Genomic DNA, 20,571 nt, shown 5'->3' with positions numbered 1-20,571 from the left:
ATGCAGCTCTTTAATCAACCATCATATTAATGTTGAGGTTGTACATGATCCATAACGAGCCAACAACAACAATACCGATAATCAAAATAGTGAACAGCAATGCTACTAAGTTCCAGCGCTCTTCTGACGAAGTGTTCATGTGCAGGAAGTAGATAAAATGAACAAGAATCTGCACAACAGCCAGACCGACTACCGTTGTCAGGATAGTGGCATGGGAGGCGGAACCATCCATTACCATCCAGAATGGAATCACTGTCAGGATGACTGAAAGAACAAAGCCGATAATATAAGACTTCAGGCTACCGTGGCTAGCTCCAGTATGAGCTGTATTTGAATGACTCATTACATAGCTCCTAACAGATAAACAACGGTAAACACACAGATCCACACCACATCAAGGAAGTGCCAGAACAAGCTCAGGCAGTTTAGACGGGTTTTATTAACATCAGTTAAGCCGCGGCGTGTTACCTGAATCATCATGATGATAATCCAGACCAGACCACAGGTCACGTGGATACCGTGAGTGGCGACCAGTGCGAAGAATCCGGACAGGAACGCACTGCGGTCAGGGCCGTAGCCTTCTGCAATCAGATGATGGAATTCATACAGTTCCATTGCTACGAAGCCAAGGCCGAACAGGAAAGTCATACCGAGCCAGGCGTTAACCTGGCCGATTTTGCCTTTGTTCATGCCCAGCATAGCAAAGCCATAAGTGATACTACTGAATAGCAGCAGGAAAGTTTCAACCAGTACAAAAGAGAGGCCGAAAATTTCTTTACCAGATGGGCCGCCTGCGGTTCCGTTAACCAGCACTGCATAAGTCGCAAACAGACATGCGAACAAAATACAGTCACTCATCAAGTAGATCCAGAAACCGAATACCTTAGTGGCTCCCGCATCGTGGTGCCCATGATCCTCATGGGCATGATTATGGTTAGTCATAGTTTCAGTTGACATGATTCAGACCTGCCTTGCTAATTTGTTCATGGTGTTGATTCTCAATTTGCTCAACTTCAGCAACGGGTACGTAGTAATCAACATCGTTATCAAAGCTTTTCGCGATCCAAGTGATAATCATGCCAGCGAAGCCTGCGATAGCCAGCCACCAGATATGCCAAATCATAGCGAAACCAAAAAGCAAGCTGAAGCCAGCAATAACCACACCTGCACCGGCATTTTTAGGCATATGAATTTCTTCATATTTAGCAGGACGTTTATAAGCTGTGCCTTTTTCTTTCATATCCCACCATGCATCACGGGTTTGAACATGTGGAACTTCAGCAAAGTTATAAAATGGTGGTGGAGAAGATGTTGCCCACTCCAGAGTACGTCCGCCCCAAGGATCGCCGGTCAGGTCACGGTTTTGGTCACGGTCACGGATACTGACGTAGAATTGAATGACCTGGCACAGGATACCAACGGCAATCAGTGCAACACCGATTGCGGAGACAACCAGCAGAGTATGGAATTCAGGGTTGATATCTTGGCTGATACGACGGGTCATTCCCATAAAGCCGAGTGCATAAACTGGCATAAAGGCGATAAAGAAGCCAATGAGCCAAAACCAGAATGCGCGGACACCCCATTTTTCATTTAGTGTGAAACCAAATGCTTTCGGGAACCAGTAAGCAGTACCAGCGAAACAACCGAAGACAACACCACCGATGATAACGTTATGGAAGTGTGCGATCAGGAACAAGCTGTTATGCAGAACGAAGTTTGCACCCGGAACTGCCAGCAGAACCCCAGTCATACCACCGATCGAGAAGGTGACGATGAAGCCGACAGTCCACAACATCGGTGTTTTATACTCAATGCGGCCCTGATACATCGTGAACAGCCAGTTGAAGATCTTAACCCCTGTCGGAATCGAGATAATCATGGTGGCGATACCGAAGAAGGCGTTAACGTTCGCGCCGGAGCCCATTGTAAAGAAGTGGTGCAGCCATACGATGAACGACAACACGGTAATGGCAATGGTTGCCCATACCAGAGAAGTATAGCCGAACAGCCGTTTTTTCGAGAACGTCGCAGTAACTTCAGAGAAGACACCAAAGACCGGCAGTACCAGAATATAAACCTCAGGGTGACCCCAGGCCCATATCAGGTTGATATACATCATCATGTTGCCGCCCATATCATTGGTAAAGAAATGGGTGCCCATGTAGCGGTCGAAAGTCAGCAGGGCAATGGTCACAGTCAGAATCGGGAATGCTGCGATGATCAGTACGTTAGTACACAGTGCTGCCCAAGAGAATACCGGCATTTTCATCATAGACATGCCGGGGGCACGCATCCGCAGGATTGTTGCAAAGAAGTTAACGCCTGTCAGCAATGTACCGATACCGGATATCTGGAGACTCCATATCCAGTAATCAACCCCAACGCCAGGGCTATACTCTATACCTGAGAGTGGAGGGTAGGCTAACCAGCCAGTTTGAGCGAATTCACCCACACCCAGCGAGATGTTAATCAGCGCGACACCAACGACGAAGAACCAGAAACTCAGTGAGTTCAGGAATGGAAACGCAACGTCACGGGCACCGATCTGTAGTGGAACCACGATGTTCATCAGGCCGACAACGAAAGGTGTTGCCATGAAGAAAATCATGATGACGCCGTGGGCGGTAAAGATCTGGTCATAGTGATGTGGCGGCAGGAAACCTGCTTCGCTAGCGGAGGCGACAGCTTGCTGACCACGCATCATGATGGCATCGGCAAAGCCACGGAGCATCATGACTAGTGCCACGACGATGTACATAATACCGATTTTTTTGTGGTCAACGCTGGTTAACCACTCGCTCCACAGCCATTTCCATTTACGGAAATAGGTCAGGGCTCCGACAACTGCAAGCCCTCCGAAGAGAATCCCTGCAAGAGTGACCATGATAATGGGCTCATGCAATGGGATTGCATCAAGTGTTAATTTTCCCAACATTACTTTATTCCTCAACTCCGGCATGAGCTGTTTCGCTCATGTTCATGTTATGACCTGTCGTTGCACCGTGGCCGCCATGCATATTCATGTCGCCCATAAATTTAGCAATAATGTCTTGATACAGGTTAGGCTTAACGCTTGAGAAGTATTCAACCGGATGGTTCTGGCTTTGTTTGGCTAACTCATCAAATGCCTGCATGGTATCCAGGGTTTTGGGAGAGGCTTTTACTTTTTGGACCCATTGTTCAAAACTTTCACGATCCGCGGTAGCTGTGGCAGTAAATTTCATGCCGGAAAAGCCGTGCCCGCTGTAGCTGCTGGACAAACCTTTATAAGTGCCAGGTTCATTGGCAATTAAGTGAAGTTTCGTCTGCATACCCGCCATTGCGTAGATTTGACCACCTAACTGTGGGATGAAGAACGAGTTCATCACAGAATCAGAGGTGATTTTGAAGTTAACAGGAACACCAGTAGGGAAGGCAATTTCGTTAACGGTAGCGATACCTTGCTCCGGGTAAACGAATAGCCATTTCCAGTCAAGAGAGATTACTTCAATAGTCACTGGTTTTTCGTCGCTGACCAGTGGTTTATAGGGATCAAGCTCGTGGGTTGTTTTCCAGGTAATAGTCGCCAAAATGATAATGATAATGATAGGAACCGTCCACACTACCAGCTCAATTTTATTTGAGTGTGCCCAGTTAGGGCGATAGGTAGCGTTTTTGTTGGCTTCGCGGTAACGCACGGCAAAGGTAAATGCCATGATGATTACCGGAATAACAATGATAAGCATCAGGCCAATAGCCGTGAGTATTAGCGTTTTTTGTTCAGCGCCGATAGCGCCTTTAGGATTCATCAATACCATATCACAACCATTCAACATAAGAGTGGCTGCCAGTAATGACAATATCCCAATACTTTTATTGTATTTCATAAGTCTAACGACTCCAAATAACAAAAGCTCTATTGTCGTTTCATCAGTGTGGGCATTCTACGGTAAGGCCACAGGAGTGTAAACATTTGTAATAGTTAGTTGATAGGTTGTTGACCCTTTATGTTAGTGGGATCACATGTAAATGGAAGATGCAGCAAGAGCTAGCTTGAAAAGGTTATTTAAGCTTAACGAGGTGTGACTGAAATGTGATGGAAATATTAATTTATATTAAAATATTCTTATATTTTTCAGCGGAAGGAAAAATATAAAAGTTTACTTTAAAGATTTCTATAACGGCAATTTTATTTAAAAATTAAACTAACTGTAAGCTACTCCAGAAGTAGCTCACAGTTAACATCAATAATTAGAAATTATATTTGATGGTGTAGACAATCCCATCCTGCCAGAACCCTTCACCTAATTTATGATCGGCATATCGATATTGAACGCCGGTTGTGAAAGATGGGTGAGGTGTCCACCACAATGCTACTGCGCCGTTAACACCGTCCCGCCCGCCATTGCCATAGCGTTCATTCCGGTTAAGTTCTATTTCATTCCAGTTAGTTATACTGAATTTTTCCTGCCAGAGCTGAAAATCATAACCTGCCACCCAGCCGACAACATAGCCGTTATTACCCGAGTAGAAAGTTTGATCAACATAATGTAGTGCAACGAATGGTTTGAACCAGACACCGGCGATGTCAGTGTTGTAGCCAATACCATACAGGGTATTTACCTCATGGAAATTCCCACCATGTGCTTTTCCTGGGAGGGAATAGGTACCGTAAACATGGCCGTAGAGATTGAAACCAGTATCAGCCAGATAGAAGCGCCCGGTTGTTTTGAAGGTGTATCTTTGGTTATCCCCTGGTTGAGCATGCTTACTGTTGAAAGCATTTTCCAGATCAAAGAACCCGTATAATTCACCCCAGTCAAACCCGGTTCCGCCTTCCAGTTCCACATAGGCAAAGTCGTCTTTATGAGAGGTTTGCCCTGATTTATGTGTGGTGTGGCTGGTCCAGTCAAGATAGTTCATGCTGATATTGGCAAAGCCCCATTGATATTCAGCATAAGCTGGAACTGAGACAGTAGTAAATAAGGCAGTAGCCAGAAGGGTTTTTCTCATAAATTTCTCTAACGCATCCATGAAAAGAGGTTTTTAGTTTTAAAGCTATGTGGTAAGCCTTAAAAATGGTAGCCTGATTTTACGCGGATATGAATATTGAACAATCCAATAATTACTCAAAAATAGCACTTTTAGATAAATGACTATCTGAAATGTGATCGTTATCACTTAGTTTTTAGCTGGGTATAAAAAGGCTGACCGTAGTCAACCTTTAATAAGTTAATTTAATATCTTTACTTTCTTAAGCTAATTTGTTCCTTCTTAATGCAAGATAATCCAGAACGCTACCTAAAATGATGCCGGCGATACTGAACTGTGCTCCTAACAATAGTAATTGTTCGGCCAGATTAGGTGCATTAGTCCAGTTGAGAGCATTGGTGATTATGATAAATAACCAAAATGTAAGAAGGATACTTGCTAATGATAGTAAGCCAAGAGCCAGACGATAGAAATTTCCGAACTCAGTACGCGGCATAAAATCATTGGTTTGTTGGGTGTAAGCCAGAGTTTGGCGGCAGATAAATAGCAGTAATAAACCTGGAACAGAGGCTGCTATGGAAAACAGATAGAAGTTTGGCCAGCCATGTAATTCAACGAACCAACCCGCAATTGGGCCGACGTATACTCGTCCAACAGCCGATAAGGCAGATAATAAAGCAAACTGTGTTGCGGAGAATGATTTGTGACATAAAGCCATAAGCAAGGCAACAAATGCAGCGGTTCCCATTCCACCACAGATATTTTCCAAAAAAATGGCACTGCCCATAGTGTAGATATTTTTGTGAGTGATGGATAACAGCCAGTATCCAGTATTAGAGATAGCTTGAAGAATGCCAAATATCATTAGTGAGCGAAATAAACTCCATCGTTGCATCAAATAACCACCATATAATGCACCGACGATAGTTGCGGCTAATCCCAGTGTTTTGTTGATCATACCGACTTCACCAGCATCAAAGCCAATACCACGGATAAGAAATGGGATGCTGAGACTGGCAGCAAAGGCATCGCCTATTTTATACATGACAATTAATAGCAGTATCAGCCACGCATTATTACGACTGAAAAAATCAGCCAATGGTTCTATTGCAGCCTGATGAAGTGTTTTGGGTGGGGGGACCTCAACTTTAGGTTCTTTGGCCCTTAACGTTGCATAGACGCCGATCAGCATCAATCCAGCCATCAACCAGTATGTGTGTTGCCAGCCTATATAGCGATCTGCAATCCATAATGCTAACCCGCCTGAAACTAACATTGCTAATCGATAACCAAGTACCGAAACAGCAGCACCTGCACCCCGTTCTTCGCTACTGAGTAAATCTGTTTTATAAGCATCAAAGACGATATCCTGTGACGCAGAACAGAAAGCGACGGCGACGGCCAGTGCGGCCAGCCACCATAAATGTTGAGATGGTTGGAGAAAACCCATTGCAGCAATACTGGCTATCAGTAATAACTGTGTAATAAGTAGCCATCCACGGCGGCGTCCAAGGAAAGAAGGGGCAAAACGGTCCATAAAAGGGGACCAAAGAAATTTGAAAACATATGCCTGGCCAGCAAGGGAAAAGAAGCCAATGGTTTTAAGATCGACATCTTCAACGGTCATCCACGCTTGCAGGGTGCCGGCAGTCAATGCGAGAGGTAAACCAGAAGCAAAGCCAAGTAAAAGCAGGATACGTGAGTTATGTTGAGTAAAAACAGTGAGATAACGATAATACATGAGCCTCCCAAAACTCTGTCCTTGGCGGACAGAGTAAGTCATTAATCCTTAATTAGCGGGCATTTTGTTTGATGAAATTACTGACGGAAGGATCCTGAGCCATATCTGCGATGACTTCAGATAGTACAGTATTTACCGCATCAGCAATTTTCTCATTGGTTGCTCCGAGAGGACCTTGTACATTGTAGCTAGTGCGATAGTTTTTAACTTGTTTACTTCCGTTTTGCGCTGCACTGATAATGGAAATATCGGCTTTTGTTGAAATATTATGGCGTAAGCTGCCTTCTTTAACATCTGCATACAGGTTGTTCACAATAATTTGCAGATTAGCATTGGCTGGAGAGCCAATCATATAACCACGGGCAGCCATCTGTTTTTCCAAGATTTCCTGGAGCAGAAAACGCAGATCACGGGACGGTTTTAGTATTTCCAGCTTTGCATTACGGTTAACTTGAGCGAGTGTCTGAGATTGGCGATTGTCGGCACCACTGATGCTGATGGTAATAGCACCCATAGTTGGATCTGCTGTTGGCAGCGTAATTTTAGGTTCGATGGTCAGGGTATTGCTGGGAGCAGTACAACCGGCAAGAAGAAAAAGGGCTATAAGCGGAAATAATATTCTTTTCAACATGTTGATTTTCTCATCAGTGATAAGGATGTCCAGTAATATTTATCAATAAGCATAAACTACGCCAATAATAGCACTGCCTTTGATCATGGCATATCTCTGATGAGGTAAACATTATAAAAACCTTAGCGATGTGGGATTCGATTAAAGATATTTTAATGTTCTGACGCTATAACTTATGAAGAATAGACTAAAATCATTAATATGGTTGGCAGTTACGATTGCTGTGTAGTTAAGGAGAATGATTATGGTGTATCAGGATATAGAAGAGAAATTACAGGCTGCATTTAACCCCTCATATCTTGAGGTTACTGATGAAAGTTATCGTCACAATGTCCCCGTAGGTTCTGAAAGCCATTTTAAGGTAGTGATCATCAGTAATAAGTTTGTTGGTGAACGCATGCTGAACCGCCATCGTTCCGTTTATGGCACATTATCGGCAGAATTGGCCGCAGGTGTTCATGCTTTGGCGTTACATACCTATACCGAAAAGGAGTGGAATGAATTGCAGGATACTGTTTTAGCTTCACCGGCTTGTCGGGGTGGTAATGTGGCCTGAGTACTGAATTGGGGCATTCTTCTGAAATTGCAATATCAAAATAGCATGTACTCGATTAACGGCCTTTGGGCCGTTTTTGCGTTTTATATGTGACACATTATTGAACGCAATTCTGATAGCAAAGAAATCGTTGTTGCATGAAATGGATGAATACCTCGGGCTTTTGTTAGCAATTCTCGACTCACACCGTCTGCATCGCTATAATGCTGCGTCTAATTTTTAGAATGGTTTCGGGATGCTTCTGACATCAGGGATTCTCGGTTTTTAAATGCGACCGCCCCGGTTCTTAGAGAGTGTTGCGATTGGCACATAGAACATCTGCCGGTTGTATGGTCTCTGGAGTTGACCGAGCACTATGATTTTTTTGAGGTAAAAAGATGCAAGTTTCTGTTGAAACCACTCAAGGCCTTGGGCGTCGTGTGACAATCACCGTTCCTGTTGCCGATATTGAAAAGGCAGTTAGCAGTGAGTTGGTCAATGTAGCAAAAAAAGTTCGTATCGATGGTTTCCGTAAAGGCAAAGTGCCTATGAACATCGTTAAACAACGTTATGGTGCTTCTGTTATTCAGGATGTTCTGGGTGATCTGATGCAACGTAACTTTATTAATGCAATCATCGAACAAAAAATCAATCCAGCGGGTGCGCCAAGTTATGCGCCAGAGCAGTTCAAAGACGGCGAAGATTTCACTTATTCTGTAGAGTTTGAAGTGTATCCGGAAGTTGAGCTGAAAGACCTGGAAGCCATTGAAGTTGAAAAACCTGTTGTTGAAGTAAAAGACGAAGATGTTGATACAATGTTGGAAACATTGCGTAAGCAGCAGGCTGACTGGAAAGAAACCGAAGAAGCTGTTAGTGCAGAAGATCGTGTTACTGTTGACTTCAATGGTTCTGTTGATGGTGAAGAGTTTGAAGGCGGCAAAGCTTCTGACTTTGTTCTGGCTATGGGCCAGGGTCGTATGATCCCAGGTTTCGAAGAGGGCATTGTTGGTCATAAAACGGGTGAAGAGTTCACTATTGATGTGAACTTCCCAGAAGATTATCACGCTGAAAATCTGAAAGGTAAAGCAGCTAAGTTTGCGATCACTTTGAAAAAAGTGGAACAGCGTGAATTGCCGGAGTTGACTGAAGAATTCATCAAACGTTTCGGTATTGCTGATGGCACTGTTGACGGTTTGCGTGCAGAAGTACGTAAAAATATGGAACGTGAACTGAAAAATGCAGTTCGTAACCGTATTAAATCTCAGGTTATCGATGGCTTAGTTAAAGCTAACGAAATCGAAGTTCCGGCCGCTGTTGTTGATGGCGAAATTGATGTTCTGCGTCGTCAATCTGCCCAGCGTTTTGGTGGCAATGAAAAACAAGCGTTGGAATTGCCTCGTGAACTGTTTGAAGAACAAGCTAAACGTCGCGTTGTTGTTGGCCTGTTATTAGGTGAAGTTATCAGTAGCAATGAACTGAAAGCTGACGAAGAGCGTGTTAAAGGATTGATTGAGGAAATGGCTTCTGCCTATGAAGATCCTCAGGAAGTGATCGAATTCTATGGTAAGAACCAGGAATTGATGAGTAATGTGCGTAATATTGCTCTGGAAGAACAAGCTGTTGAAGTTCTTCTGGGTAAAGCAAAAGTTTCTGAAAAAGAAACAACTTTCAATGAGTTAATGAATCAGAATCAAATGGCATAAGCGTTGGCTTTGCTTGAGATAACGAGTTTATCATCTCTGTGAAATTGAACCCGCAGATAAATCTGCGGGTTTTTTTATGAATAAAAGGCAAAATTTTTCTTGAAAAAAGTGGGTTTAACCCCAGATCCTTTTCTACATTATGTATATGATTGCAAGATTTTTCAGGGGTAATCCTCCTTTGATTGATTAACTTTTGAATCATGGTCATCATCGCTTATCTCAAGTAGAATCGGTTATGAATGGCACCAACATGAATTCTATTAGGAGACGGAAATGTCATATAGCGACAAGCGGGATCAATATGTGCCTCATATGGCTTTGGTGCCGATGGTAATTGAACAGACTGCACGTGGAGAACGTTCGTTCGATATCTATTCACGCCTGTTAAAAGAACGTATTATTTTTCTGACCGGCCAGGTCGAAGATCATATGGCAAACCTGATTGTGGCCCAAATGTTGTTCCTTGAGGCAGAGAATCCGGAAAAAGATATTTTCTTATACATTAACTCCCCAGGTGGTGTGATTACTGCGGGCATGTCCATTTATGACACTATGCAGTTCATTAAACCGGATGTTAGTACCATTTGTATGGGGCAGGCATGTTCGATGGGGGCATTCTTGCTGACCGCCGGCGCAGAAGGAAAACGCATCTGTTTGCCAAATTCCCGGGTCATGATCCATCAACCATTAGGTGGTTTCCAAGGGCAGGCTACAGATATTGAGATCCATGCCCAGGAAATACTTAAAGTTAAATCGCGTATGAATGATTTGATGGCAAAACATACGGGAAAAACCCTTGAAGAAATTGAGAAAGATACAGAGCGTGATCGCTTCTTGTCAGCAAGTGAAGCCGTAGATTATGGGTTGGTTGATAAGATTTTCACCCATCGCGATTAATTTATTATTCCCGGAAGCTATAATATAAATATTCGCCTTACTATTTGGTAAGGCTATGTCATTCGGGGTAATAGCAGAGTTTCCTGCTTTGCCAGATGAATCTGGGGTAGCAGTTGATTAAAGTGAGGTTGTGACTGATGACAGATAAGCGCAAAGACGGTTCAGGAAAGCTGCTGTATTGCTCTTTCTGCGGGAAAAGCCAACATGAAGTGCGGAAATTGATTGCTGGCCCGTCAGTGTATATCTGCGATGAATGTGTGGATTTATGTAACGACATCATTCGCGAAGAAATTAAAGAGCTTGTACCACATCGTGAGCGTAGTGCATTACCAACTCCTCATGAAATTCGTCAGCATCTGGATGATTATGTTATCGGCCAGGAAACGGCGAAAAAAGTGTTAGCAGTTGCTGTTTATAATCACTACAAGCGGTTACGTAATGGTGATACCAGTAACGGTGTTGAATTAGGTAAAAGTAATATTCTGCTTATTGGGCCAACAGGGAGTGGTAAGACACTGCTGGCTGAAACACTGGCCCGTTATCTTGATGTTCCCTTTACTATGGCAGATGCGACTACGCTGACCGAAGCGGGATATGTGGGCGAAGATGTAGAAAACATTATTCAGAAGTTACTGCAAAAATGTGACTACGATGTGCAGAAAGCTCAACGCGGTATTGTTTACATTGACGAAATTGACAAAATTTCACGTAAATCTGATAACCCGTCAATTACCCGGGATGTTTCAGGGGAAGGTGTACAGCAAGCGCTGCTGAAACTGATTGAAGGTACAATTGCGGCGGTTCCTCCTCAAGGGGGGCGTAAGCATCCACAGCAAGAGTTTTTACAGGTAGATACCTCTAAGATCTTATTTATTTGTGGTGGTGCGTTTGCTGGATTGGATAAAGTGATTAGTCAGCGTTTAAATACCAGCACCGGTATTGGCTTTGGTGCGAAAGTCAAAGGTGAGTCAGAAAAAGCGACTGAAGGCGAATTATTTGCACAGGCTGAACCAGAAGATCTGATTAAATTTGGTCTGATCCCTGAGTTTATTGGGCGGTTACCTGTTGTTGCCACGCTTAATGAACTGAGTGAAGATGCGTTGATTCAGATTCTAAAAGAACCTAAAAATGCGCTGACTAAGCAGTATCAGGCACTATTTAACCTTGAAGGCGTCGATTTGGAGTTCAGAAGTGAAGCTCTGATTGCTATCGCTAAGAAAGCGGTGCTTCGTAAGACAGGGGCCCGTGGCCTGCGATCTATTGTTGAAGGTGCATTGCTGAATACGATGTACGATCTGCCATCAATGGAAAATGTTGGGAAAGTTGTTGTAGATGAATCTGTTATTAATGGTCAATCTGCACCATTACTGATTTACAGCAAGCCGGATGCTCAGGTTTCTGGTGAATAATTGAGGCCAAGACAGGGAATTCACTAAACGAGATATTATTGAATAAAATGAGGGGGTTGCCCTCATTTTGTTTTTAATTAAAGTATCATACCATTGAATGTTAAATTCCTGTCCCCATATATTTTATATTCTATGAAGTGAAACTCGTGAGAACCGTATTTCACGAGATTCCTTAAAAACTGGCGAAAGCTAAACGAAGAGAGAGCTCTATGAATCCTGAGCGTTCCGAACGCATAGAAACTCCTGTATTGCCTTTGCGCGATGTAGTGGTTTACCCGCATATGGTGATCCCTCTGTTTGTAGGGCGTGAAAAGTCTATTCACTGCCTGGAAGCAGCAATGGATCATGACAAACAGATCATGTTGGTTGCGCAAAAAGAAGCTTCAACTGATGAGCCAGGGGTTAATGACCTTTTCTCCGTTGGTACAGTAGCTTCTATTTTACAGATGTTAAAACTGCCAGATGGCACCGTAAAAGTACTTGTCGAAGGGTTGAAACGTGCCCGTATTACGACTCTGACTGACAATGGCGAACATTTTTCTGCTCAGGCTGAGTATCTTGATTCACCAATTGTTGATGAGCGTGAGCAGGAAGTTCTGATCAGAACGGCTATTAATCAGTTTGAAGGTTACATTAAGCTCAATAAAAAAATTCCGCCGGAGGTTTTGACCTCACTGCACAATATTGAAGATGTCGCTAAATTAGCTGATACAATCGCTGCTCATATGCCATTGAAACTCAGTGACAAACAGACTGTTCTGGAAATGTCTGATATTGTTGAGCGCCTTGAATATCTAATGGCAATGATGGAATCGGAAATTGATCTGTTACAGGTAGAAAAACGTATCCGTAATCGCGTGAAGAAACAAATGGAAAAGAGCCAGCGCGAGTACTACCTGAATGAACAGATGAAAGCGATTCAGAAAGAGTTGGGTGAAATGGATGATGCGCCTGATGAGTATGAGACTCTCAAACGCAAAATTGAAGCGGCAAAAATGCCAAAGGAAGCCCATGAAAAAGCGGAGGCTGAATTACAAAAGCTGAAAATGATGTCTCCTATGTCGGCGGAAGCGACGGTTGTCCGTAGCTACATTGATTGGATGGTACAGGTTCCGTGGGTTGTCCGTAGTAAAGTTAAAAAAGATTTGGTTAAAGCCCAGGAAACTTTAGATACTGACCATTATGGTTTGGAGCGCGTGAAAGAACGTATCCTTGAGTATCTGGCAGTACAAAGCCGAATCAGTAAAATTAAAGGGCCGATTTTATGTCTGGTTGGGCCTCCAGGTGTGGGTAAAACTTCTTTAGGACAATCTATCGCACGGGCAACCGGACGGAAATATGTGCGTATGGCACTGGGCGGAGTTCGTGATGAAGCGGAAATCCGTGGTCATCGCCGTACCTATATTGGCTCTATGCCGGGTAAATTGATTCAGAAAATGTCCAAAGTTGGGGTGAAAAATCCATTGTTCCTGTTGGATGAAATCGACAAGATGTCATCTGATATGCGTGGTGATCCAGCTTCTGCCTTATTGGAAGTTTTAGACCCGGAACAGAACGTGGCATTTAACGACCATTATCTGGAAGTCGATTATGATTTGTCAGATGTTATGTTTGTTGCAACATCCAATTCTATGAATATTCCAGCACCATTACTGGATCGTATGGAAATTATTCGTCTTTCCGGTTACACCGAAGATGAAAAACTAAATATTGCCAAACGTCATTTGCTGCCCAAGCAGATTGAGCGTAATGCCCTGAAAAAAGATGAATTAACTATTGATGACAGTGCCATTATTGGCATTATCCGTTATTACACCCGTGAAGCCGGAGTGCGTAGTTTAGAACGAGAAATTTCTAAACTGTGCCGTAAGACGGTGAAAACATTGCTTATGGATAAGAGCTTAAAACACATTGAGATCAATGCAGATAATCTGAAGGATTATCTGGGTGTTCAACGTGTGGATTATGGTCGTGCAGATACAGAAAACCGTATTGGTCAAGTCACAGGACTTGCATGGACTGAGGTTGGTGGTGATTTATTGACCATTGAAACCGCATGTGTTCCAGGGAAAGGTAAGCTAACCTATACCGGTTCATTAGGTGAGGTTATGCAGGAATCCATTCAGGCTGCATTGACTGTTGTTCGTGCCCGGGCTGATAAACTGGGTATCAATTCTGATTTCTATGAAAAGCGGGATATTCATGTCCACGTTCCTGAGGGTGCAACACCAAAAGATGGCCCAAGTGCAGGTATCGCTATGTGCACAGCATTGGTTTCCTGTCTAACAGGTAATCCAGTTCGGGCTGATGTTGCTATGACGGGTGAAATTACTCTGCGTGGTTTGGTTTTGCCAATCGGTGGTTTGAAAGAGAAACTATTGGCTGCGCATCGAGGTGGCATTAAAACAGTCTTGATTCCGGAAGAGAATAAACGTGATCTGGAAGAAATTCCTCAAAACATTATTGCGGATCTACAGATCCATCCGGTTAAGCGTATTGAAGATGTTTTAGCTATTACATTGCAGGATCCTGCGTTTGGCGCGGAATTAGTGTCAGTTAAATAGTATAAAAATAATGAACGATCTCAAGAGCTATGGATGAAATATAGGCTGGTAAGTGAATTCAGGCTTACCAGCTTTTTTTGTATTGTTAACTTGGATGAATTGTCTAATAAATATTTTGCTGTTTTATGATTTCTTGCCAATACCGGAAAGGATTGATATAACGGCACTGCTATCGGGTTATCCGTTAGGATTCTGATGCGATAGTAAAATACTATATGGGGATGATAAGAGTGAATAAATCACAACTGATCGACAAAATTGCTGCTGGCTCTAATATTTCTAAAGCCGCTGCCGGGCGTGTAGTAGATGCATTCATTTCTTCTGTAACTGGTGCATTGAAAGATGGCGATGATGTTGCTCTGGTGGGATTCGGTACTTTTGCTGTTCGTGAACGTTCTGCACGTACTGGTCGTAACCCTCAAACAGGGAAAGAGCTCAAAATTGCTGCGGCTAAAGTACCTGCTTTCCGTCCAGGTAAGGGTTTGAAAGACGCGGTTAACGAGTAACACAAACCAAATATTCTTTGTCAACGTCTGTTATATTGGTAAACATAGACTGACGAGACAGATTTGGTAAGCTAAAATAGAAGCGCATCAATTGATTGGTGCGCTTTTTTTCTCTTAACGCTTGAATTAGCGTAATATGGCGTTTTCTATTTCACCAAAGCGGAGTTTTGCCTCTTTATGATGGACAACCTACGCACGGCGGCAAACAGTCCTGTGCTTAAAATCGTGCTGGCTCTCATTATCCTGTCTTTTGTACTGACGGGGGTTGGGGGCTACTTGACAAGTGGAACTGATAGTTATGCTGCCGAAGTGAATGGTCAGACTATTAGTCGTACTCAATTGGAGCAGGCGTTTCAGCAAGAGAGAAACACGTTGCAAGAACAACTGGGAGATAAATTCTCTGTGTTGGCAAGTGACGAACAAAGTATGAAGCAGATTCGTAGCCAGGCTTTGGAACGCCTGATTAATAACGTGTTGATTGAGCAATATTCCCGTGAATTGGGTTTATCTGCCAGTGATGAGCAAGTTAAGGATTCTATCCGAAATACCCCTTATTTTCAGACAAACGGTAAATTTGATAACAACAAATATCTGGAACTGCTCAACCGTTTCAATTTTAGTCCGGATATTTTTGCTGAACAAACACGCCAGAATTTAATTAATCAGCAATTACTTATGGTTTTTTCTGGTAGTGAAATAGCATTGTCTGGTGAAGCAAAACTCAATGCTGAATTGCTTTTGCAAAAGAGAACAGTCCGTCTGGCTACACTGGAGCTGAAGAAAATTCAGGCGCAGCAAGAAGTGACAGATAAAGATTTACAGGATTATTATGTTCGAAATAAGAACAGCTTTATTGCTCCTGAAGAAGTGAAAGTCAGCTATATAAAAATGGATGCTGTAAATGAAATGGATAAAGTTTCAGCCACATCCGCTGATATTGATACTTACTATGAGCACAACTTGAAGCGCTATACTCAATCAGAGCAGAAAAAGTACAGTCTGATTCAGCTTGCAACTGAAACAGAAGCCAAAGTAGTGCTTGATGAGCTGAATAAAGGTGCTGATTTTGGTAAATTGGCGACTAAAAAATCCACAGATAAGTTTTCAGCGAAAAATAATGGTAATATTGGCTGGATGGAAGCGGATTCTCTTCCTGAAGAGATGAAAAAAGCTAACTTGAAAGAGAAAGGCCAAACTTCTTCTGTGATTAAAGTTCCTAATGGTTTCGCTATTTTCCATTTAGATGATGTTAAGCCTCAAATAACTAAGCCTTTGTCTGAAGTTCGCCCTGAAATTGAGAAAATAGTTAAGCAGGAAAAGGCGGTAGATGCTTTCTATGCTCTGCAACAGAAGGTCAGTGATGTGGCTACCAGCGATAATGAATCTTTAGCTGCTGCTGAGGAAGTTTCAGGTATTAAAGTTGTGACGACTAATTGGTTTGATCGCAATAATGTGCCGGCAGAGATTAACTTTAATTCTGTTATTCATGCAATTTTTGAAGGTAATCTTGTTGATGGGCAAGGGCCAACAGGCACTAACTCTGATGTGATCTCAGTTGACGGTGATCGTGCGTTTGTTCTGCGTGTAGATAATTACAAACCAGAAACAGTACAGCCATTTGAGAAAGTTAAAGAACAGGTTGTCGAACTAGTTAAGCGTCAGAAAGCTGAAAAACAGCTTCAAATTGAAAGTGAGAGATTACTTGCTGCCTTAAAAGAAGGTAAAGGTGAACAAGCTCTGAAGGATGCAGACATCCATTTTGGTGAATCTCAGGTTATTCAGCGTATGCCTCAAAATAATGTATTGGTTGATGCGGTATTTGCTTTACCACAGCCAAAAAAAGATAAGGCAGAGTATGGTTTAGCGAAAAATAATTTGGATGATGTTGTTTTGATTCAATTGGATAAAGTGACTCCAGGGGTTATATCTGGGGAGCAAATTAAAAGCATGACTGATGGTTACCAGAGTGAAATGGGTAACGCGATGTTGGAGTCTTTACTGATTAGCTTACGTGAAAAAGCCAAAATTAAGTTCGGTCATATCGAATAAAAATTTGCGGCGAATATCGCAAATATCTTTGTAATTATCTTGCTAACAAAGGCCGCTTTCGCGGCCTTTCGCATATCTGATACTCGTCTATTGTGCTCAAATTTATCTGTGGCAATCTTTTTTGCACTGATAAAACACGGAGGAATGAGTATGAAAAAATCGGGAATTTTATCTGTTTTGCTTGCTGGCTTGCTTTATACGTGTGGAGGGCAATTTGCAATTGCTGCTGAACAAGTAAAAGACAAAGTAGCTAAAACAGCCAGTACTACAAGTAATTCTTCATCAGAAAAGCAGTTACAGCCGCAAGATGCTTTGAAAGTAGAAGAAAAGGGAAAGGTGAATATCAATACTGCAAGTGCAGAAGAATTAGCAAAAGCACTGAATGGTATTGGGGTGAAAAAAGCACAGGGAATTGTTGAGTATCGTGAAAAACACGGCTCATTTACTGCTGTGGAACAGTTACAGGAGGTTCAGGGAATAGGGCCAGTTTTTATTGAACGAAACAGAAGTAAGTTGAGCTATTAGTAGCCATCCAGCATCCTCATTCATGATTTATTTTGTGAGTGGGGATGTTGTGATCGGGGTTGCAAATAAATCACTTTAATTCGTGTAAATTTTTTGTTTTGCTATTGTTAACCAAGCTTGGTCAGATGAGTGATGTTAACGTTAGGAAATATTATGAGTTCAATTATAAAAGTTCATGGTTATCATATCGATTTATTTCAACATGTAAACAATGCCCGCTATTTGGAGTTTATGGAAAGTGCTCGATGGGAATGGCTATATAAGCACTCTGTAGTGGAATGGATACAGAAAAATAATGTTGGGTTTGCGGTGGTTAACATGAATATTAATTATCGTAGTTCAGCCGTTCTTGGTGATGAATTGGAAGTGGATTGCCGATTGACAGAGTTGAGAAACAGAAGTGGTGTATTTTCGCAGGAAATAATACGCAAGAGGGATAATCAACTCATTACAGATGCTAAAACCACGTTTGTGTGGATTGATAGGAAAACGCAAAAAGCATTGTCTATTGAAGGTGAATTACGTGAAATAATGGGAGCTTTGATGAAAACGGGACAATGAGAGGAGAATGTTCTCATTGTCCTTTGGATTAAGATAAATGTGTTTTTGCTTTCATTTCAGTCATTATTTTCTCAGGCGCATTCAGATATTGTTCCAGTCCGCTAGCTCTGAGATGACAAGCTGCACATGTACCACAGCCATTACCTTGAATGCCGTTATAACAAGTCAGTGTCTGGCTACGGATGAAATCTAAATGCTGATAGTAGTCGGACAATGCCCAAGTTTCAGCTTTATTGAGCCACATCAATGGAGTTTCAAAGCGGATATCACGGGCAATGCCAAGGCTTACCGCTTTATTCAGTGCCTTGACAAATTCATCACGGCAATCAGGGTAGCCGGAGAAGTCAGTCTCGCATACGCCAGTGATAACGGTTTCAGCTTCAACTTGGTAAGCATATATAGCAGCTAAGGTCAGGAACAAAATATTGCGGCCAGGGACAAATGTGCTGGGTAGAGTACTTTTTTTACTTTCACTATAGTTAGGAACAGGGATGTTATCACGCGTCAGACTGCTGAGGGCTAGTTCGTTAAGTAATGTGACATCAATTACCTTATGTGCAACAGCACCAAGAGAATGGCTAATATTACGTGCAACATCAATTTCGGCACGATGGCGTTGGCCATAATCAAAAGTGACACAATGTACTTCGTCATATTGATTAATTGCTTGAATCAGACATGTAGTGGAATCTTGCCCACCACTGAATACAACAACAGTTCGTCTCATTGTAACATCCTCATTGGAATAAAACGGCTATGTTACTTATAACCCTGGAGATTGGGTAGCTGCTTTAGGTAAGGTGAGATATCGCCGATATTATTTTTTACCCAATCCGGGTTGTAATAAGTGTCGAGATAACGTTCACCGCTGTCACACAGTAAGGTGACTATTGCTCCTTGTTCTCCACGTTCATGCATTTGATGGGCAAGCAGGAGTGCACCCCAAACGTTGGCCCCCGTAGATGCTCCAACTTTTCTGCCCAGTAATTTTTCCAGCCAATAAATCGTTGCAATGCTGGCACAATCCGGTATTTGTATCATGTCATCGATAACGGTAGGAATAAAAGAAGGCTCTGCCCGGGGACGGCCAATACCCTCAATTTTGCTGCTGTAATTGCCACGTATATCACAACAATTTTGACGGTAGCAGTCATAAAATACAGAGTTTTCTGGATCAACAACAATCAGTTTGGTGTTGTACCCCTGGTAACGGATATAGCGTCCTAATGTTGCGGAAGTCCCGCCAGTGCCAGCGCTCATAACGATATAATCTGGTTCAGGAAAGGGTTCCATTTGCATCTGGCGGAAAATACTTTCAGCAATATTATTATTACCCCGCCAGTCTGTTGCACGTTCAGCATAAGTGAATTGATCCATATAATGACCATTTAATTCTTTCGCTAGTTGTTCTGATTCGTCATAAATTTGCGCTGGATGATTAACAAAATGGCATTTACCGCCGTAGAATTCAATTTCTTGAATTTTACGTTTTGCGGTGTATGAGGGCATAACCGCAATAAAAGGTAATCCAAGTAGACGGGCAAAATAGGCTTCGGATACAGCAGTACTACCAGATGAGGATTCAATAATTGGAGTACCTTCCTTAATCCAGCCATTGATAAGTGCGTAAAGGAATAAAGAACGGGCAAGTCTGTGTTTTAGACTGCCGGTCGGGTGGGTACTTTCATCTTTCAGATATAAATGGATACCTGGAAAAGCCGGTAAATTAAGGCGGATGAGATGAGTATCAGAACTGCGTTGGTAATCTGCCTGAATCTCTTTGATTGCCTTGGTTGTCCAGCTGTGCGACATAAATTGTTCACTCTTAATTAGAATATGATTGATGATGAGTAGATTAACTTTATACTGGGAGAAATGGGTTGTTATTTTTTTCAATATGTGGTTTCTTTATGGAAAAATTTTCTATAAGAGGTGGCTATGTTAGATAAAATAGACCGCAAGTTGCTTAAGTTACTACAGAAAGATTGTAGCCTGTCTCTGAATGCGTTGGCGGAAGCTGTTAATCTTACCTCTACCCCTTGCTGGAAACGTTTAAAACGGCTTGAAGACGAAGGCTATATCGTTGGCAAAGTTGCTCTGCTTGATAGTGAAAAATTAGGACTAGGGTTGACAGTGATTGTCATGATCAGAACTCAGCAGCATAACAGTAGTTGGTATGAGGAATTTGTTGCATTTATAAAGCAAATGCCAGAAGTTCTGGCTTTTTACCGTATGGCCGGTGAATGTGATTATCTGATGCATGTAGAAGTTGTGGATATGAAAAGCTATGATCTCTTCTACAAGCGCATGGTTAATGGTGTTTCGGGATTGATTGATGTTACATCCAGCTTTGCAATGGAAAAAATCAAGTACACTACAGCATTACCGATACCAGATTAACTAATGATTATTCAATGAGTTAACTTCATTATTCTGAATGTTGTTCAACATTTATACTATCTATTTCTATTTCAGG

Annotated in this window: 19 protein-coding genes; 10 read left to right on the top strand and 9 right to left on the bottom strand. The window is 42.3% G+C overall.

Features of this window, described 5'->3' with window-relative positions:
- Nucleotides 1–10 precede the first annotated feature (10 nt).
- The 7 genes from ACGF63_RS10520 to ACGF63_RS10490 form a co-directional block, all read right to left on the bottom strand.
- Nucleotides 11–343, bottom strand: coding sequence for a cytochrome o ubiquinol oxidase subunit IV (locus tag ACGF63_RS10520; RefSeq protein WP_036842421.1), 333 nt, complete (start codon nucleotides 341–343; stop codon nucleotides 11–13).
- Entirely contained in the window at nucleotides 343–957 is a 615-nt protein-coding gene (locus ACGF63_RS10515; RefSeq protein WP_036842423.1) for a cytochrome o ubiquinol oxidase subunit III, read from the bottom strand. The genes ACGF63_RS10520 and ACGF63_RS10515 overlap by 1 nt, the downstream gene beginning before the upstream one ends.
- Nucleotides 947–2,938 (bottom strand): cytochrome o ubiquinol oxidase subunit I, encoded by a 1,992-nt coding sequence (gene cyoB / locus ACGF63_RS10510; RefSeq protein ID WP_152962532.1) that lies wholly within the window; start codon nucleotides 2,936–2,938, stop codon nucleotides 947–949. Before cyoB ends, ACGF63_RS10515 begins: the two co-directional genes overlap by 11 nt.
- Before the next feature lie 4 nt (nucleotides 2,939–2,942).
- The gene (cyoA, locus tag ACGF63_RS10505; RefSeq protein ID WP_152962531.1) at nucleotides 2,943–3,869 is read right to left on the bottom strand and encodes a cytochrome o ubiquinol oxidase subunit II; all 927 of its coding nucleotides are present in this window, start codon (nucleotides 3,867–3,869) and stop codon (nucleotides 2,943–2,945) included.
- A 364-nt stretch (nucleotides 3,870–4,233) separates the two neighbouring features.
- On the bottom strand, nucleotides 4,234–4,995 hold the full coding sequence (locus ACGF63_RS10500; protein ID WP_036843444.1) for an outer membrane protein OmpK: 762 nt from the start codon (nucleotides 4,993–4,995) through the stop codon (nucleotides 4,234–4,236).
- 241 nt (nucleotides 4,996–5,236) lie between these two features.
- Nucleotides 5,237–6,715 (bottom strand): muropeptide MFS transporter AmpG, encoded by a 1,479-nt coding sequence (gene ampG, locus ACGF63_RS10495; RefSeq protein WP_036842435.1) that lies wholly within the window; start codon nucleotides 6,713–6,715, stop codon nucleotides 5,237–5,239.
- Nucleotides 6,716–6,767: 52 nt separating this feature from the next.
- Complete coding sequence (locus tag ACGF63_RS10490) at nucleotides 6,768–7,346, bottom strand: lipoprotein (RefSeq protein ID WP_036842437.1); 579 nt, start codon at nucleotides 7,344–7,346, stop codon at nucleotides 6,768–6,770.
- 244 nt (nucleotides 7,347–7,590) lie between these two features.
- On the opposite strand from ACGF63_RS10490, the gene bolA reads away from it, so the two are divergent.
- The 9 genes from bolA to ACGF63_RS10445 all read left to right on the top strand — a co-directional run bounded on the left by bolA (nucleotide 7,591) and on the right by ACGF63_RS10445 (nucleotide 18,095).
- Nucleotides 7,591–7,902 (top strand): transcriptional regulator BolA, encoded by a 312-nt coding sequence (bolA, locus tag ACGF63_RS10485; RefSeq protein WP_036842439.1) that lies wholly within the window; start codon nucleotides 7,591–7,593, stop codon nucleotides 7,900–7,902.
- 377 nt (nucleotides 7,903–8,279) lie between these two features.
- The gene (gene tig, locus ACGF63_RS10480; protein ID WP_152962529.1) at nucleotides 8,280–9,584 is read left to right on the top strand and encodes a trigger factor; all 1,305 of its coding nucleotides are present in this window, start codon (nucleotides 8,280–8,282) and stop codon (nucleotides 9,582–9,584) included.
- Nucleotides 9,585–9,857: 273 nt separating this feature from the next.
- Nucleotides 9,858–10,481: an ATP-dependent Clp endopeptidase proteolytic subunit ClpP gene (gene clpP / locus ACGF63_RS10475; protein WP_036842445.1), complete on the top strand. Its 624-nt coding sequence runs from the start codon at nucleotides 9,858–9,860 to the stop codon at nucleotides 10,479–10,481.
- Nucleotides 10,482–10,618: 137 nt separating this feature from the next.
- Nucleotides 10,619–11,890, top strand: a complete 1,272-nt coding sequence (gene clpX / locus ACGF63_RS10470; RefSeq protein WP_036842447.1) for an ATP-dependent protease ATP-binding subunit ClpX — start codon at nucleotides 10,619–10,621, stop codon at nucleotides 11,888–11,890.
- A 209-nt stretch (nucleotides 11,891–12,099) separates the two neighbouring features.
- Nucleotides 12,100–14,454 carry an endopeptidase La gene (gene lon / locus ACGF63_RS10465; protein ID WP_036842448.1) on the top strand — a complete coding sequence of 785 codons (2,355 nt, stop codon included), beginning with the start codon at nucleotides 12,100–12,102 and terminating at the stop codon, nucleotides 14,452–14,454.
- Nucleotides 14,455–14,684: 230 nt separating this feature from the next.
- Nucleotides 14,685–14,960 (top strand): nucleoid-associated protein HU-beta, encoded by a 276-nt coding sequence (gene hupB / locus ACGF63_RS10460; protein ID WP_081738128.1) that lies wholly within the window; start codon nucleotides 14,685–14,687, stop codon nucleotides 14,958–14,960.
- 177 nt (nucleotides 14,961–15,137) lie between these two features.
- Entirely contained in the window at nucleotides 15,138–17,009 is a 1,872-nt protein-coding gene (ppiD, locus tag ACGF63_RS10455; protein ID WP_387630547.1) for a peptidylprolyl isomerase, read from the top strand.
- A gap of 150 nt (nucleotides 17,010–17,159) precedes the next feature.
- A complete protein-coding gene (locus ACGF63_RS10450; protein ID WP_132353768.1) occupies nucleotides 17,160–17,534 on the top strand; it encodes a helix-hairpin-helix domain-containing protein in 375 nt (124 codons plus the stop codon).
- Between the two features lie 153 nt (nucleotides 17,535–17,687).
- On the top strand, nucleotides 17,688–18,095 hold the full coding sequence (locus ACGF63_RS10445) for a thioesterase family protein (RefSeq protein ID WP_021323860.1): 408 nt from the start codon (nucleotides 17,688–17,690) through the stop codon (nucleotides 18,093–18,095).
- 28 nt (nucleotides 18,096–18,123) lie between these two features.
- On the opposite strand, the gene queC is transcribed toward ACGF63_RS10445, so the two are convergent.
- Together queC and ACGF63_RS10435 are read right to left on the bottom strand one after the other, a co-directional pair.
- A complete protein-coding gene (gene queC, locus ACGF63_RS10440) occupies nucleotides 18,124–18,822 on the bottom strand; it encodes a 7-cyano-7-deazaguanine synthase QueC (protein WP_036842457.1) in 699 nt (232 codons plus the stop codon).
- Nucleotides 18,823–18,854: 32 nt separating this feature from the next.
- The gene (locus tag ACGF63_RS10435; protein ID WP_152962527.1) at nucleotides 18,855–19,907 is read right to left on the bottom strand and encodes a PLP-dependent cysteine synthase family protein; all 1,053 of its coding nucleotides are present in this window, start codon (nucleotides 19,905–19,907) and stop codon (nucleotides 18,855–18,857) included.
- 126 nt (nucleotides 19,908–20,033) lie between these two features.
- On the opposite strand from ACGF63_RS10435, the gene ACGF63_RS10430 reads away from it, so the two are divergent.
- Nucleotides 20,034–20,495, top strand: coding sequence for an Lrp/AsnC family transcriptional regulator (locus ACGF63_RS10430; protein ID WP_036842459.1), 462 nt, complete (start codon nucleotides 20,034–20,036; stop codon nucleotides 20,493–20,495).
- Nucleotides 20,496–20,571: the final 76 nt, after the last annotated feature.

Origin of the sequence: Photorhabdus sp. RM322S (genome assembly GCF_042879395.1) — a bacterium.
GTDB classification, from domain to species: Bacteria; Pseudomonadota; Gammaproteobacteria; order Enterobacterales; family Enterobacteriaceae; genus Photorhabdus; species Photorhabdus khanii.
Note: the sequence above shows the minus strand (reverse complement) of the source record. Positions and strands in the feature narration are given on the sequence as shown.

Bases quoted from the DNA above. Each gene is read 5' to 3' on its own strand.
- ACGF63_RS10520 (WP_036842421.1), bottom strand. From the start codon at position 343: ATGAGTCATTCAAATACAGCTCATACTGGAGCTAGCCACGGTAGCCTG.
- ACGF63_RS10515 (WP_036842423.1), bottom strand. From the start codon at position 957: ATGTCAACTGAAACTATGACTAACCATAATCATGCCCATGAGGATCAT.
- cyoB (WP_152962532.1), bottom strand. From the start codon at position 2,938: ATGTTGGGAAAATTAACACTTGATGCAATCCCATTGCATGAGCCCATT.
- cyoA (WP_152962531.1), bottom strand. From the start codon at position 3,869: ATGAAATACAATAAAAGTATTGGGATATTGTCATTACTGGCAGCCACT.
- ACGF63_RS10500 (WP_036843444.1), bottom strand. From the start codon at position 4,995: ATGAGAAAAACCCTTCTGGCTACTGCCTTATTTACTACTGTCTCAGTT.
- ampG (WP_036842435.1), bottom strand. From the start codon at position 6,715: ATGTATTATCGTTATCTCACTGTTTTTACTCAACATAACTCACGTATC.
- ACGF63_RS10490 (WP_036842437.1), bottom strand. From the start codon at position 7,346: ATGTTGAAAAGAATATTATTTCCGCTTATAGCCCTTTTTCTTCTTGCC.
- bolA (WP_036842439.1), top strand. From the start codon at position 7,591: ATGGTGTATCAGGATATAGAAGAGAAATTACAGGCTGCATTTAACCCC.
- tig (WP_152962529.1), top strand. From the start codon at position 8,280: ATGCAAGTTTCTGTTGAAACCACTCAAGGCCTTGGGCGTCGTGTGACA.
- clpP (WP_036842445.1), top strand. From the start codon at position 9,858: ATGTCATATAGCGACAAGCGGGATCAATATGTGCCTCATATGGCTTTG.
- clpX (WP_036842447.1), top strand. From the start codon at position 10,619: ATGACAGATAAGCGCAAAGACGGTTCAGGAAAGCTGCTGTATTGCTCT.
- lon (WP_036842448.1), top strand. From the start codon at position 12,100: ATGAATCCTGAGCGTTCCGAACGCATAGAAACTCCTGTATTGCCTTTG.
- ppiD (WP_387630547.1), top strand. From the start codon at position 15,138: ATGATGGACAACCTACGCACGGCGGCAAACAGTCCTGTGCTTAAAATC.
- ACGF63_RS10450 (WP_132353768.1), top strand. From the start codon at position 17,160: ATGAAAAAATCGGGAATTTTATCTGTTTTGCTTGCTGGCTTGCTTTAT.
- ACGF63_RS10445 (WP_021323860.1), top strand. From the start codon at position 17,688: ATGAGTTCAATTATAAAAGTTCATGGTTATCATATCGATTTATTTCAA.
- queC (WP_036842457.1), bottom strand. From the start codon at position 18,822: ATGAGACGAACTGTTGTTGTATTCAGTGGTGGGCAAGATTCCACTACA.
- ACGF63_RS10435 (WP_152962527.1), bottom strand. From the start codon at position 19,907: ATGTCGCACAGCTGGACAACCAAGGCAATCAAAGAGATTCAGGCAGAT.
- ACGF63_RS10430 (WP_036842459.1), top strand. From the start codon at position 20,034: ATGTTAGATAAAATAGACCGCAAGTTGCTTAAGTTACTACAGAAAGAT.